14 protein-coding genes are annotated in these 14,239 nt (G+C 65.3%); 8 read left to right on the forward strand and 6 right to left on the reverse strand.

Annotated elements, in window-relative coordinates:
* Positions 1-24: 24 nt before the first annotated feature.
* Positions 25-948, reverse strand: coding sequence for a hypothetical protein (locus AC1DMY_RS13660; RefSeq protein WP_477165476.1), 924 nt, complete (start codon positions 946-948; stop codon positions 25-27).
* Positions 949-1,366: 418 nt separating this feature from the next.
* On the opposite strand from AC1DMY_RS13660, the gene fusA reads away from it, so the two are divergent.
* Both fusA and AC1DMY_RS13670 read left to right on the forward strand, forming a co-directional pair.
* A complete protein-coding gene (gene fusA / locus AC1DMY_RS13665; protein WP_477165564.1) occupies positions 1,367-3,406 on the forward strand; it encodes an elongation factor G in 2,040 nt (679 codons plus the stop codon).
* A gap of 128 nt (positions 3,407-3,534) precedes the next feature.
* The gene (locus tag AC1DMY_RS13670; protein ID WP_477165477.1) at positions 3,535-4,038 is read left to right on the forward strand and encodes a GreA/GreB family elongation factor; all 504 of its coding nucleotides are present in this window, start codon (positions 3,535-3,537) and stop codon (positions 4,036-4,038) included.
* Positions 4,039-4,210: 172 nt separating this feature from the next.
* Here AC1DMY_RS13670 and AC1DMY_RS13675 read toward each other — a convergent pair whose 3' ends face one another.
* A complete protein-coding gene (locus tag AC1DMY_RS13675; protein ID WP_477165478.1) occupies positions 4,211-4,678 on the reverse strand; it encodes an SET domain-containing protein in 468 nt (155 codons plus the stop codon).
* Positions 4,679-4,863: 185 nt separating this feature from the next.
* Here AC1DMY_RS13675 and AC1DMY_RS13680 point away from each other — a divergent pair, with 185 nt between their 5' ends.
* The 4 genes from AC1DMY_RS13680 to AC1DMY_RS13695 all read left to right on the forward strand — a co-directional run bounded on the left by AC1DMY_RS13680 (position 4,864) and on the right by AC1DMY_RS13695 (position 8,560).
* Entirely contained in the window at positions 4,864-5,346 is a 483-nt protein-coding gene (locus AC1DMY_RS13680) for a hypothetical protein (protein ID WP_477165479.1), read from the forward strand.
* Between the two features lie 36 nt (positions 5,347-5,382).
* Positions 5,383-7,158 carry an acyl-CoA dehydrogenase C-terminal domain-containing protein gene (locus tag AC1DMY_RS13685; RefSeq protein ID WP_477165480.1) on the forward strand — a complete coding sequence of 592 codons (1,776 nt, stop codon included), beginning with the start codon at positions 5,383-5,385 and terminating at the stop codon, positions 7,156-7,158.
* A 175-nt stretch (positions 7,159-7,333) separates the two neighbouring features.
* On the forward strand, positions 7,334-7,807 hold the full coding sequence (locus tag AC1DMY_RS13690; protein ID WP_477165481.1) for a GNAT family N-acetyltransferase: 474 nt from the start codon (positions 7,334-7,336) through the stop codon (positions 7,805-7,807).
* A gap of 45 nt (positions 7,808-7,852) precedes the next feature.
* A complete protein-coding gene (locus AC1DMY_RS13695; RefSeq protein ID WP_477165482.1) occupies positions 7,853-8,560 on the forward strand; it encodes a DUF899 family protein in 708 nt (235 codons plus the stop codon).
* A 9-nt stretch (positions 8,561-8,569) separates the two neighbouring features.
* Here AC1DMY_RS13695 and AC1DMY_RS13700 read toward each other — a convergent pair whose 3' ends face one another.
* The gene (locus AC1DMY_RS13700) at positions 8,570-8,971 is read right to left on the reverse strand and encodes an ester cyclase (protein ID WP_477165483.1); all 402 of its coding nucleotides are present in this window, start codon (positions 8,969-8,971) and stop codon (positions 8,570-8,572) included.
* 188 nt (positions 8,972-9,159) lie between these two features.
* Positions 9,160-9,924 (reverse strand): SapC family protein, encoded by a 765-nt coding sequence (locus AC1DMY_RS13705; RefSeq protein ID WP_477165484.1) that lies wholly within the window; start codon positions 9,922-9,924, stop codon positions 9,160-9,162.
* 252 nt (positions 9,925-10,176) lie between these two features.
* Between AC1DMY_RS13705 and AC1DMY_RS13710 the strand changes: the two genes are divergently transcribed.
* On the forward strand, positions 10,177-10,779 hold the full coding sequence (locus AC1DMY_RS13710; protein WP_477165485.1) for an HNH endonuclease: 603 nt from the start codon (positions 10,177-10,179) through the stop codon (positions 10,777-10,779).
* Positions 10,780-10,855: 76 nt separating this feature from the next.
* Here the strand turns inward: AC1DMY_RS13710 and AC1DMY_RS13715 are convergent, their stop codons facing one another.
* Positions 10,856-11,278, reverse strand: coding sequence for a low affinity iron permease family protein (locus AC1DMY_RS13715; RefSeq protein WP_477165486.1), 423 nt, complete (start codon positions 11,276-11,278; stop codon positions 10,856-10,858).
* A 130-nt stretch (positions 11,279-11,408) separates the two neighbouring features.
* On the opposite strand from AC1DMY_RS13715, the gene dxs reads away from it, so the two are divergent.
* Positions 11,409-13,298 carry a 1-deoxy-D-xylulose-5-phosphate synthase gene (dxs, locus tag AC1DMY_RS13720; protein WP_477165487.1) on the forward strand — a complete coding sequence of 630 codons (1,890 nt, stop codon included), beginning with the start codon at positions 11,409-11,411 and terminating at the stop codon, positions 13,296-13,298.
* Positions 13,299-13,364: 66 nt separating this feature from the next.
* Here dxs and prmC read toward each other — a convergent pair whose 3' ends face one another.
* Entirely contained in the window at positions 13,365-14,189 is an 825-nt protein-coding gene (gene prmC, locus AC1DMY_RS13725; RefSeq protein WP_477165488.1) for a peptide chain release factor N(5)-glutamine methyltransferase, read from the reverse strand.
* Between the last annotated feature and the right edge of the window lie 50 nt (positions 14,190-14,239).

Genomic DNA, 14,239 nt, shown 5'->3' on the forward strand with positions numbered 1-14,239 from the left:
GCGAGGTTCTGAGAAGTCCCTCGATCAACCGCCGTCCTGCGCCGAAGGATGGGATGCCCGTTCCTGCATTTCGGCATCGACCGCGCGCGTCGGCGTGTCGACCGGACAGCCCTGCGGCAGCGGTTTCTCGGCACGATAGATGGCAATGCATTCGGCCACGCTCACCGTCTTGGGTGGCGGCGAACCGGGCGCCAGCTGGCTGGCCGGCGCCATGTTCATGCGCATGTCGCCGTCGTTGGATGGCGGAGGCGGCGGTGGATCGCCACCACAGCCGCCACCCAAGGCCAGCAGCGACACCGAACAGTGGATGCGCACGCCGGGTGCGATGTGGAAGGTGTGCGAGACAGTGCTCTTGTCCACGCCTTTTTTCAGCGCGTCATCGACCGAGCTGCCACCGCCTTTTTGCCAGTCCTTCTCGAAGCGGGTGGCCTTGTACGGCACGGTGGTCGTGTGCTGCATGATCTTCGCATCGCCCTGCGGCATCTGCCGCACATAGTCGCCCTCGGGCGCGGGCGCGGCCGTGCTCGCCGTGGCAGGCAGCGCGGCTTGCCCGGTGGCGTTGTAAAGATCCGGCTGCGGCGACGGCGGGCTGGAGCTGGCAGGCGCCGGCGGCTCGGGCGGCAGACTTACTGTCATGGCGTTCTTCGCCGGCGGCTCGTGCACCAGGGGCCGGTTGACCGGGCGCGGCGGTGGCGCTGGTTCCGGCGGTGGCGGCGGCACCAGTTCGGGCGCGGCGGCCGGGCCAGGCGGCGTGGCCGCGCGGGGTATCAGCCGCACCAGCAACGCACCGGTGCGTTCTTGCTGGGCCCGCGCCGCCGCCTTGCCCAACTGCATTTCGTGCCAGGTCAGCCAGCCGAACAGGACGTGCAGCACCAGCACGATGCCCAGCGCCAGCCAGCGACGCCCGCGGTTGGGCGGAGCCTTTCGCCAGCGCAGCTGATGCAGCATCGCGCGCGTGGGTCCGTCGAGAGGCGCCAGCCCACGCGATGGCGGGCCCGGGGGCGTCCAGCGATGGTGTTCGACCTGCTCGGTGTGCTCGATGGGGAATCTCTTCTGTACTGCGGGGACCGCCGCCGGTCGTCCGGGTCGGCCATGCGGGGATGGGGACTTCTGCTGACCCGCGCAAGCGCCGAGGGTTCCCGGTTGCCCCGTTTGGCGGGTTCATCGCACTGCAACTTGACCCGGAAGGCCATTGGCGAAAATCTACACAAACGGCCAACCCGGCCGTACCCGCCATGACCGCCCCCGCGTCCCGAACGCCTGGACGACCATGACGGCCCGCCATCGTCAGCCGCTCGCGCGGCTTCGTGCGGCGCCGCAGGTCACGTCGGCACGAACCCGCGCCCAGCCATGGGAGGGTCGCATCGTGTCGTACAACACGGAAAACATCCGCAATATCGCGCTCGCCGGACACGCCGGCGCCGGCAAGACCACGCTATTCGAAGCCCTGCTGCACGCCGGCGGCGTGATCCAGAACCAAGGTTCGGTGGAGCGCGGCACCACGCAGTCCGATACGGACGAACAGGAGAAGGCGCGCGGGCATTCGATCGATACCGCCATCGCCAGCATCCCGTTCGGACAGAGCCATATCAACCTGATCGACACGGCGGGCTACGCCGATTTTCGCGGCCCTACGCTGTCGGCTTTCGCCGCGGTGGAGACCGTGGCCGTCGTGGTCAATGCCTCCAACGGCATCGAATACGGCACGCGCCGCATCATGGAGCGGGCGGGCGAACGCAAGCTGGCGCGCGTGCTGGTGATCAACAAGATCGATTGCGACGTGGCAAAGCTCGCGCCGCTGGTCGATGCGCTGCGCGAGGAATTCGGCACGCAATGCCTGCCGGTGAATCTTCCTGCCGAAGGCGGCACCAAGGTGCTCGACTGCTTTTTCCACAGCGACGGCGCCACTGACTTCTCCTCGCTGGCCGAGGCGCACCAGCGCATTCTCGACCAGGTGGTGGAAGTCAACGAAACCGTGATGGGCCATTATCTCGATGCGGGTGAAGGCGACCTCACGCCGCAGGAATTGCACGACGCGTTCGAGCAATGCCTGCGCGAAGGACACCTGGTTCCGATCTGCTTCGTGAGCACGCGCACCGGCGCCGGGCTCAAGGAATTCCTGGAACTGGCCGAACGCTTGCTGCCCAATCCGGCCGAAGGCAATCCGCCGCCGTTCCTCAACGGCGAGGACGAAACGATTGCCGTCAACGCCGATCCCAAGGCACACGTGATCGCCGACGTGTTCAAGATCGTCAACGATCCCTTTGTCGGCAAACTCGGCGTCTTTCGCGTATGGCAGGGCACGGTCAAGCGCGACACGCAGCTGTTCATCGACGACAGCAAGAAGCCCTTCAAGGTGGGACACCTGTTCCGCTTGCGCGGCAAGTCGCACGAGGAGATCGATCAGGCGATCCCCGGCGACATCGTGGCCGTGGCAAAAATCGAGGAAATCCATTTCGATGCGGTGCTGCACGATTCCCACGACGAAGACCGCATCCATCTCGCGCCCATGCGCTTTCCGCAACCCATGTTCGGGCTCGCGCTGGAACCCAAGCACAAGGGGCAGGAACAGAAACTGTCGCAGGCCATCAGCCGGCTGGCGGAAGAAGATCCCTGCTTCCGCGTGGAGCATCACAAGGAACTCAACGAGACCGTGGTGCGCGGACTGTCCGACCTGCATCTGAAGGTGATGCTGGAGCGCATGAAGGAGCGTTACAGCGTCGAAGTCACCACGCACCCGCCACGCATCGCCTACCGCGAAACCATTGCAGGTCGTGCGGAAGGCCATCATCGGCACAAGAAGCAAACCGGTGGCGCCGGCCAGTTCGGCGAGGTGTTTCTTCGCGTGGAGCCACTGGATCGCGGTGCCGGTTTCGAGTTCGTCGATGCGATCAAGGGCGGCGTGATTCCGGGTCAATTTCTCCCAGCCATCGAGAAAGGCGTACGCCAGGCGCTGGAAACCGGCGCCATCGCCGGCTATCCGATCCAGGACGTGCGGGTCACCGTCTACGACGGCAAATACCACGCAGTGGACTCCAAGGAAGTGGCGTTTATCAGTGCGGGCAAAAAGGCCTTCCTCGATGCGATCGGCAAAGCCTGGCCCATCGTGCTCGAACCTATCGTGGACGTGGAAGTGGCCATTCCGGAAGCCAACGTGGGCGACGTCACCGGCGGACTCGCCGGCAAGCGCGCGCGCATCATGGGCACCGATTCGCTGCGTGGCGGCGAGCTGGTGATCAAGGCGCAGGCACCGCTGGCCGAACTCACCGACTACCCCACCGAGCTGAAGGCGATGACGGGTGGCCGTGGCCGCTACAGCCTGGATCTCAGTCACTACGAACCGGTGCCGATGCCGGTGCAGAAGCAACTGGCCGAGGCGTGGAAGCCGCACGTGGACGACGACTGACGCCATGGCCTCGCCTGAACGGGCGCGACCGGCGTCGCGTCCGTGCGTCTCGTTCGCTTGAGGCGCTGAAAATACGCCGCATGTGTTTAATGGAGACGCGCCGAAACACACGGCGCTGGAGGCATGCGATGAGCCGCTCCTTCGTGAAGGATGCGGACGAGTCCGTCGGCGAACGGCTGCCGGATATCCCGCTGAGCGAACACCCCAACGTCGTGACGCCGCGCGGTCTGGCGCAGCTGCGCGCGCGGCTGGTCGCCATGCGCGAACGACGCGATGCGCTGCGCGCCGCCGCGGACACCCTGCCGCAGCAACGCGAGCTGGCCGAGGTGGAGCGTGAACTGCGCTGGCTCAATACGCGGGTCGGCAGCGCGATCGAAATCGACCTGGCGCAACAGCCACGCGATCGCGTGGCGTTCGGTGCGCTGGTGACGGTAGACAGCGATGAAGGCGAGGCGCGCTACCGCATCGTCGGCGAAGACGAGGCCGACGTGGAACACGGCCTGGTAAGCCACGTGTCTCCGCTGGCCAAAGCCCTGCTAGGCGCCCGCGTGGGCGATGAGGTGACGTGGCAGCGGCCGGCGGGGGACCTGGCGATCGAAGTCATTCGGATCGAGTACCCGGTCGACGGATGATGCACGCCCTCACCTGTGGGAGCGCACCCTGTGCGCGACAGGCGCCCGAAGGTACAGGACCAAATCCGGCCGCCGAAATTCGACGCTAAAACAGACTCCTGAGGTGCACCGAAACGCTGCGGTCGCGCACAGGGTGCGCTCCGACACACACAGGGTTACCGCACGCTCAAACTCAGCGCTTGCCCTTCAACAACGTCCCGCTGCACTTGGGCGAGCCGCACAGGCACTGCCACAGCTTCTTCAGGCGTGCGGTGTGGGGCACGTCCAGGGTGATGCCGTAGTCGTAGGTGAGTTCTTCGCCGGGCTTGATATTGCGGATCGCTTCGATCAGCACGCGATCCTTGCGGGCGTTGCCGTTGGCGCTTTCCTCGATCACGGCCTGGCAGTTCGGATCGCAGCTGTGGTTGATCCAGCGCGCCGTGTTGCCCTTGCGGTTGGCGTCGATCAGCCACTCGTCGTTGAGCGTGAACAGGAAAGTGTGGCCGGTTTCGCCGCCATCGCCGTAGAGCACATCGGCCTCGGCGTGGCTCATCAAAGTGCCCTTGTACTCGATGACCTCCTCGCCCTTCTTGATCGGGGCGACGGCAAACACGCCATTGCCATGGATGGGGGAGCGGCGGGCAACGATTCGTCGGGTCATGAGCAAGAGGCAGTGGGGGATGAGCCGGAGATGATGCCTGCTGCGTTGCGCAATGGGAACCTCTGCCGGACCGGTCACGACGGCGACATCGCATTCGCGCTGAGATAAATCCCGGACCGGTTGACCCCGTGGACAGACCGCGAGGTCATCCTGCTAAGATTCAAACAATCGTTTGAGGTGCTTCCATGAAACGACTGCTCGGCTGGGTAGTGCTGCTGGTACTGGTGGCTGGTCTGGTGGCCTGTGGGCCGCCCAAGAAGAGCGTGTTTCCGCCGACGGTGAGCATCCAGGAGATGCGCACCCAGCCCAACGGCGAATGGCGCGTGACGCTGCGCATCCAGAACAACAGCTACGGCTCGATGGATTTCCACTCGCTCGATGGCCAGCTGCAGGTGGCTGAACTGGTACCGGTCCGCCTGCATACGGCGTTCGACCTGGATATTCCCCCGTTCGCCGCCGACGTTACCCAGATCAACCTGCTGCCCACGCCCGAAATGACCGCCGCGCTCAAGGCCGCCGCTGTCAAAGGCAGTGCGGGCAGCGTGCCCTACAGCGTGACCGGCACGGCGAACGCCAAACCCGAGCAGGAAAAAGACGTTCGCGATTTCAGTTTCCACGGCAATGACTGGCTGTCGCCGGTGCCGGGGATCCCCAACACCTGGCGCTGATGTCGGCGCCTGCATGACCCACGAAGGAACTCTGCCATGACGATCTACAAGGCCCCCCTCGACGACCAGCGCTATACCCTCTTCGACGTGCTCGGCGCCGAAGCCGTGCTCACCAAGCTGCAGGGCGGCGATGGTCACACGCGCGATCTGCTGGACGCCGTGCTGGAGGAAGCCGGTCGCCTGAGCGAAGCAGTGCTGGCGCCGTACAACGCCAGCGGCGATGAGGAAGGCTGCCACTTCGACAAGGCCACCCACACCGTGACCACGCCGAAGGGCTTCAAGGAAGCCTTCAAGGCCTTTGCCGAAGGTGGCTGGACCGGCCTCATCCAGGCCGAGCGCTTCGGCGGCCAGGGCCTGCCCAACGTGATGGGCACGGCCACCAGCGAAATTTTCCAGGGCGGCAACCTGGCCTGGAGCTTGTATCCGCTGCTGTCCGAAGGCGCCTGCCATGCGATGGAAATGCACGGTACCCAAGACCAGCAGGACACCTACCTCAAGCCGATCGTCGAAGGCCGCTGGACCGGCACCATGTGCCTGACCGAGCCCCAGGCCGGCTCCGACCTGGGCCTGCTCAAGACCCGCGCCGAACCCGGCGACAACGGCAGCTACAAGATCACCGGCACCAAGATCTTCATCAGCGCCGGCGAGCATGACCTGGCGCAGAACATCGTCCATCTCGTGCTGGCGCGCCTGCCCGATGCACCGGCCGGCAGCCGCGGCATTTCGATGTTCATCGTGCCGAAGTTCAAAGTGAATGCCGATGGCTCGCTGGGCGAGCGCAATACCGTCGCGGCTGGCGCCATCGAGCACAAGATGGGCCTGCGTGGTTCGGCGACCTGCGTGATGAATTTCGACGCCGCCGAAGGCTTCCTGATCGGCGCGCCGCACAAGGGTCTGGCCGCCATGTTCACCATGATGAATGCCGCACGCCTCGGCGTGGGCGTGCAGGGCCTGGCGCTGTCCGAACGCGCGCTGCAGAACAGCACCAACTACGCACGCGAGCGTCTGCAGGGTCGTGCGCTGTCGGGTCCGAAGTTCCCGGACAAGCCGGCCGACAACCTGATGGTGCAACCGGACGTGCGCCGCATGCTGCTGACCCAGCGCTCGCTGGTCGAAGCCTCGCGCGCGCTGCTGCTGTACACCTCGCTGCAGACCGACGTGGAAGCCCGCGGCGCCGATGAAGCCACGCGCAAGCAGGCCAGCGACCTGGTCGCGTTCCTGATCCCGATCGCCAAGGGCGTGGTCACCGAGCTCGCACAGGAGTGCACCAAGGAAGCGCTGCAGGTCTACGGTGGCCACGGCTACATCGCCGAGAACGGCGTGGAGCAGTTCGTGCGCGATGCCCGCATCATCACCTTGTACGAAGGCACCACCGGCATCCAGGCCGCCGACCTGCTGGGCCGCAAAATCCTCCAGTTGCAGGGCACCGGCTTCAAGCTGTTCCTGCAGGAGATCCTCGCGTTCTGCCAGCAGCACGCACAGGACGCCTCGCTCGCCGGCCTGATCGGCCCGCTCGCCAAGCACGCCAAGGAATGGGCCGACCTCACCCTGGCCCTTGCCCAGCGCGTGCAGGCCAACCCGGAAGAACTGGGCGCCTCCGCGATGGATTACCTGTACTACTCCGGCTACATCACGCTGGCCTATATGTCGGCACGCGGTGCGGCGGCGCTCGCCAACAGTAGCCGGCAGGAAGCGTTCAAGCAGGCCAAGCGTGACAACGCGACCTTCTACTTCGCCCGCATCCTGCCGCGCAGCCTGACCCACAAGGCCGCCATCGAAGCCGGCGTGGATACCATCCCCGCTATCGCCTGATCTGATCCACCCAAGGCCCCTCCACCACGGAGGGGCCTTCTTCTTTGTGTGGGAGCGCACCCTGTGCGCGACGGGCGACAAACCGCAGGAGCCCCTCTTCACATTCCCAGGACTACCGTCCCGACGCCCCTGGGTGTAGAAAACCATCTTCTCTCGCTAATCCGGTTGGTCCCGCATGAGCGACACCAGCTATCTGATCCGTCTGGCCGAGGACGACGACGACTTCATCCTTGGCCTGGTGCCCCGTTTCGTGGACTTCAACCTGCCGCCGTGGCGGCGACGCCACGAGTGCATCGAAGGCATACGCAAAGACCTCAGCCGCCATCTGGATGAGCAGCCGGCCAACAGCTTTTTGTTTGTGGCCGAAGACAGCGACGGCGTCGCGGTGGGCTTCATCCATCTGCAGAAAACCCAGGATTACTTCACCGGCCGCAGCAACTGCCACATCTCCGATCTTGCCGTGGCCGCCCAGCACGAAGGCCGCGGGGTGGGTCGCGCCCTGCTCGATCACGCCGAAAGCTGGGCCCGCGAGCATCGCTGCCAGTTGGTGACGCTGGCGGTATTCCCCGGCAACGAACGCGCACGCGCCGTCTACGAAAACGCGGGTTACGCCGCCGACCTGCTGCGCCTGGCCAAGCCCGTGCGTTGAGCGACGGTCGCCATGCGCGCGGCTACCGCACGATGGGAGACAAGCATGACCGAATCACTGCACACCGTTCGCTTTCCTGGCGAAAGCCCCGCCTATCGGGTCGCCCGCGATCGACTGCTGCGGGCGGAAATGGAATTGCGGCGACAAACCGAAGCCACCGCCGCGCTGCGTCGCGCGCTGCCGCTGGGTGGCGTGGTTCCGGTGGACTACGCCTTCGACGACGAAGGCGACACGCCGATCGATACCGACATCGAACGCCAGACGCGCCTGTCCGATCTGTTCGCCGATGGCAAGGACACCCTGGCGATCTACAGCTTCATGTTCGGGCCGGCCATGTCGGCGCCTTGCCCCTCGTGTTCGTCGATACTCGATGCGCTCGACGGCGAGATGCCGCATCTGCGGCAACGCGTGAATGTAGCGGTGGTGGCGAAGTCGCCGATCCAGCGCATCCGACACTTCGCGCGCGATCGCGGCTGGCGGCAGCTGCATCTGCTGTCGTCCGCGCACAACACGTACAACACCGATTACCACGGCGAAAGCGCCGACGGCAGGCAGATGCCCGCGCTGAATATTTTTCTGCGGCGCGATGGCCAGGTGCATCACACCTGGTGCAGCGAGTTGATGTTCGTGCCGCCGGAACCAGGACAGGATCCGCGTCATGTCGATGCGATCTGGCCGCTGTGGAACCTGCTCGACTGCCTGCCGGAAGGCCGCGGCGCCGACTGGCGGCCCAGCCTTACCTACGACGTCTGAAGGCGATCCTCACGGCGGCGGCAAGCTCATCTGGGCAAACATCGACGTCGTGTCGCGCACGCCCCAGCGGCGCTCGATGTGGCCTTCCTTCACCACGAACCATTCCATCGCCAGCACTTCGTAATCCTTGCCGGTGACGGGTCCGCCGCGGAACGATTGCACCGAACGCCCGCGCTCGGTGTAGCGCACGACGACGGTGTCTCCTTCGGCCACCACGGCATCCACTTCCAGACTCATCTGAAAGCAGCGCATCAGCTGTTCCCACAGCGGACGCGCCTTCTCGATGCCGCCCCAGCCCAGCGCGCCATGAATCAAGGCATCGGGCGCGAACAACGCGCACACGCCATCGAGGTCGCCGCGATTGAAAGCGTCGACATACGACATCACCACGCGTTTGTTCTGCTCGGACATGCCCGCCCCGTTGTGGGGATCGCGTCGGCGGCGCCACGCAGCCCCGTTCGAGCCAAGCATATCGCCCGGCCCTGCAAGAATGGCGTGAGGATGCCGGACCTCGCCGGGCGAAAGCACCGATCTGCCGCAGCGCGTTGCGCGCCGCGGACAACGTCACGGCGCCCACAGGCGCCGTGACGTCGGTTGCATCAGTTCAGAGCGGAGGAAGCGGCCTGTTCGGCCTGCTCGCGCTCGCTGAGGCGCTGCGACACGCGGTCGATGTTGCTCAACGACAGCAGATGCGCGTAGATCCAGCCAAACACGCCTTCGCGCAGGAACTCGTGCGTGGTCTTCTCGTCGAGCTGGCGCAGCTTGTCTTCATTGACCACGAACAAACCGTTGAGGTTGATGGACTTGCCATCCTTCTCCAGACGGATGTTGCGCGGCTCGAGCAGCTTGTGCTTGCGCAGCTGTTCCATGAACCACTGCGTGCGCGACACATGCTGCTGGAACTCGCCGAGGAAACGCACGGCGTTGTTCAGCACTTCGCTCTCGCTGCCGTCGTCCTTGAACAGGACTTCGCCCTCGGTAGTGTTGAAGCCTTCATAGGCTTCGTCGAGGAACACGGTGAAGTCGTCGCCTTCGGCGCCCACCGGCTTTTCGGCCAGCACAAACGGGTAGCGGCGGATGAAGGCCGGGATATAGGCGTTCGGCGCCCAGTGACCTTGTTCGTCGATGAACAGGTTCTCGTTCTCGCGCAGGCCAAGCAGGGCCATGGGGCCTGCGTCTTCGACGGTCACGCCGCCAAACAGGATCGGCAGGTCGCGCGCGGCTGCGGGGAATTCCACGCCGGTCAGCGGCACCGAGTGCACGGAGCCAGCGAACTTGAGGTTCGGGATCGGCTTGATGCGCAGATCCTTGTGTTCAGTGCGGTTGAGCGGAACAGGACGCTCGTAGAAAAGAACTTCAGCCACGTTAATACCTCTCCCCAGCCGCGCCGGGGTCGCCACCCAGGCTCCCCCTCCCAAACCCGGCCTCGGGTCTACAAATGAACGGACACTATATCAGCGCTTCCGCCGACACGAGAACACCCGGTGGGCACGCCTTCCCCTGCCCTGACAACCATTTGCGTGTGTTCTGTCATGGATTTGGTCTATCCTCGGCGTCATACGAGCATCTTTGCGGCACCCGAACGTTCATTCCCCTGGGTTGAAGGACGGTTTTGCATGCTGATGGAAGTACCTGGCCGCGTTGTCGATCTTCATTCGACCCGCGTGCTGTCGTTGGACGCCGCCGGCAGAATTCTCGACTGGATCAGCTGGCAGGAGGCGGTTTGCCTCTATGTTCGCGACGCCGTGGCCTGGACGCTTGGCGACCCCTGCCTGACGGTGCATGGCGGCCATAACCGCCTCAGCGGGCTGCAAAGCACGCTATCCCTGCACCCCATCATTGCCAGCACCGGCCACTGCCGCGACCACGCCATCGATCCCTCGCCGGCGCTCACCAATACCGCACTGTTCGCCCGCGACCGCTATCTGTGCATGTATTGCGGCCAGCGCTACAGCCGCGGCGAACTGACCCGCGACCACGTGCTGCCGATCTCCAAGCAGGGCAAGGACAGCTGGGAAAACGTGGTGTGCGCCTGCCTGGCCTGCAATCTGCGCAAGAGCAACCGCACGCCGCAGCAGGCCAATATGCCGCTGCTGGCGGTGCCGTACCGCCCGAGCTGGGTGGAGCACCTGATCCTGTCCAACCGCAACATCCTGGCCGACCAGATGGAATTCCTGGTCAACCACCTGCCGCGCGATCGCCGCGAGCATATGGTCTGAGAGCCGCTCGTCATTCCGGCGCAGGCCGGAACGACGGCGAGGGAAACAATCGTGGACGCGAGAGTTTGAATCCCCTCTAAGGCGTTTCGCTCTCATCCCCGAAAGGATCGTCCTCATCCTCGATGCGCTGCAGCTCGGTGCGCGCCTGCTCTGCCAATCGGCAGTAGCTGCGGCGGATGCGTTCGAGGATGACCTCGTCCAGTTCTTCCAGGTTGAGCAAGGCGTTGTGCGCCTGTGAGCTGCGAATCAGCTCGTCCAGCTTGATCTGCACGGCGGTCGAATCCCGGTTCTGGGTGTTCTGGATCAGGAACACCATCAGGAAAGTCACGATGGTCGTGCCCGTGTTGATGACCAGCTGCCAGGTGTCGCCGAAGCCGAACATCGGCCCGGTGACCGCCCAGGCCACCACCACCAGCACCGCCAGGACAAAGGTCACCGGGCGACCGGAATAGTGGGCGACGGCTCCGGCGAACCGCTGGAAAGCCTTGCGTGTGCTCATGGGAAGGCCCTGGCTGAATGACTGTGCCGGAGCCTCGCCCGTGCCGTGTCAGCGCCATGTGGAGGCGCAGCCCGCAAGAATTCATCCGGCCGCCCTTGCCCCGCCTCCCCGCTGGGCCAACAATACGCCAATGAACGACCTGTCCCGCTACCCCCATCTGGCGCCCATCGAGACGCCGGCCGACCTGCGCAAAGTGTCCGACGACGAGCTACCCCTCGTCGCCGAAGAGCTGCGCCAATACCTGATCGAAGCCGTGGCCAGCTCCGGCGGCCATTTCGGCGCCGGCCTTGGTGTGGTGGAACTGACCGTCGCGCTGCACCACGTGTTCGACACGCCGACCGATCGTCTGGTGTGGGACGTCGGCCACCAGTGCTATCCGCACAAGATTCTCACCGGCCGTCGCGACCGCATCACCACGATCAAGAAGAAGGACGGCCTCGCCCCGTTCCCGCGTCGCGAGGAAAGCGAGTACGACACCTTCGGCGTCGGCCACTCGTCCACCTCCATCTCGGCGGCACTGGGCATGGCCATCGCTGCGCAGCGCAAGGGCGACCAGCGCAAGGTCGTCGCCGTGATCGGCGATGGCGCGATGACCGCCGGCATGGCCTTCGAGGCGCTCAACCATGGCGGCGACGTGGAGCCGAACATGCTGGTCGTGTTCAACGACAACGGCATGTCGATCAGCGAGAACGTCGGCGCGCTGACCAAGATGGCTGCGCGCGCCATGAGCAGCCGCCGGCTCAACGCGCTGCGCGAGCGCGCCAAGCGCGCCATCCCGAAGCAGTCGTTCTTCGGCCGCTTCTTCAAGCGCTGGGAAGAACACGCCAAGGGTATGTTCGTGCCCAGCACGCTGTTTGAAGAGCTGGGCTTCCACTACACCGGCCCGATCGACGGTCACAACATCCCGCAGCTGCTCACCGCGCTGCGCACGGTGAAGAACCTGCCCGGCCCACAGCTGCTGCACGTGATCACCACCAAGGGCAAGGGCTACGCGCCCGCCGAGCAGGCGCAGATCGAATACCACGCCGTGGGTCCGTTCGATCCGCAGGCCGGCCTGGTCAAGAAAGCCGGCCCGTCCAAGCCCACCTACACCGATATTTTCAGCGACTGGCTATGCGACATGGCCGCCGCCGACGAGCGCCTGCTGGGCATCACGCCCGCCATGCGCGAGGGCTCGGGCCTGGTGCGTTTTTCCAGGGAATACCCGCAGCGCTACTTCGACGTGGCGATTGCCGAGCAGCACGCGGTGACGCTGGCCGCCGGCATGGCCTGCGAAGGCGCCAAGCCGGTGGTGGCGATCTACTCCACCTTCCTGCAGCGTGCATTCGACCAGGCCATCCACGACGTCTCGATCCAGAACCTCGACGTGACCTACGCGATCGATCGCGCCGGTGTGGTCGGCCCCGATGGCGCCACGCACTCGGGCAGCTTCGATCTGTCGTTCCTGCGTTGCCTGCCGAACATGGTGGTGATGGCGCCGGCGGACGAGAACGAATGCCGCATGATGCTCACCACGGGCTTCCAGTATCACGGCCCCGCCGCGATCCGCTATCCGCGCGGCACCGGCCCGGGCGTACCGCTGCAGCAGGAACTGGAAACGCTGCCGATCGGCAAGGCGGAACTGCGTCGCCGTGGTCATGGCCTCGCCCTGCTCAGCTTCGGTGCGATGTTGGCGCCGGCCGCGGAGATTGCCGCGGAGATGGATGCCACCCTGGTCAACATGCGCTTCGTCAAACCGCTGGACGAGGCGATGATCCTCGAGCTGGCGCGCACCCACGATGCGTTCGTGACGCTGGAAGACAACGCGATTGCCGGCGGCGCGGGCAGCGGCGTGGCCGAGTGCCTGGCTGCGCACGGCATCGTCAAGCCGATCCTGCACCTGGGCCTGCCGGACGCCTACCTGGAACACGGCAGCCGCGAAGAAGTGCTGACCATGGCTGGGTTGGACCTGCCGAGCATCCGCCGTGCGATCCGCGCCCGCTTTCCGCAGGTGGGCTCGCGCAGCCAGATCACGGCCTGATCGGTTCGATCACCGACGTTCGATGAGAACGCCGCGCACTGCGCGGCGTTTTCATTTGGACGTCCATCACGCCCCGGGCCAGATCCCGCCGCTGACGCGGTCGCGCTGCTCCAGATCCTGCTCGGTGAATACATCGCGGTAGCCCGCGGCGGACAACACCTCGCGCACGGCCGGCCCCTGGTTCCAGCCGTGTTCCATCAACAGCGAGCCACCGGGTTCGAGATGGTCGCGCGCCTGCGCCACGATTTGCCGGATGTCGTCGAGGCCATCGGCCCCGGCAGCCAGAGCCGACGACGGCTCGAATCGCAGATCGCCCTGCGCGAGATGTGGATCGCCCGCTTCGATGTACGGGGGATTGGAGACGATGAGTTCGAATCGCTCGTCGGCCAGCGCCGCCAGCCAGTTGCCGTGCGCAAAACGGACGTTGTGGATGCCGTGCTTGGCGGCGTTGCGCTCTGCCACAGCGAGCGCATCGGCGCTTGCATCCGTCGCCACCACGAACGCCGTAGTGCACTCCCGCGCAATCGCCAGCGCAATCGCACCGCTGCCAGTGCCCAGATCCGCCACGCGCATCTTGGCGGTCATGCGCGCGAGGGCGAGCTCCACCAGCAATTCGGTTTCCGGCCGCGGAATCAGCGTGGCCGGCGTGACTTCCAGGTTCAAGGTCCAGAAACCGCGATGGCCCGTGATATACGCTACCGGCTCGCCATCGCGGCGGCGCTGCACCAGCGTGTCGAATGCCTTTACCTGGGCTTCGTCCAACTCGTCGTCGGCATGCGCGATCAGCCAGCTGCGTGGCTTGCCCAGCACGTGCAGCAACAGCAACTCGGCCTCGAGTCGCTCGCCGAGCACATCGGCGGCATCGGCGACGATCGCGCGTACTTCAGCCACGGTGACAGCTCCGGTCGCATGCAGGGAAATGACTAACGGGCGACCAGGCC

This window comes from Dyella sp. 01L423 (assembly GCF_056399945.1).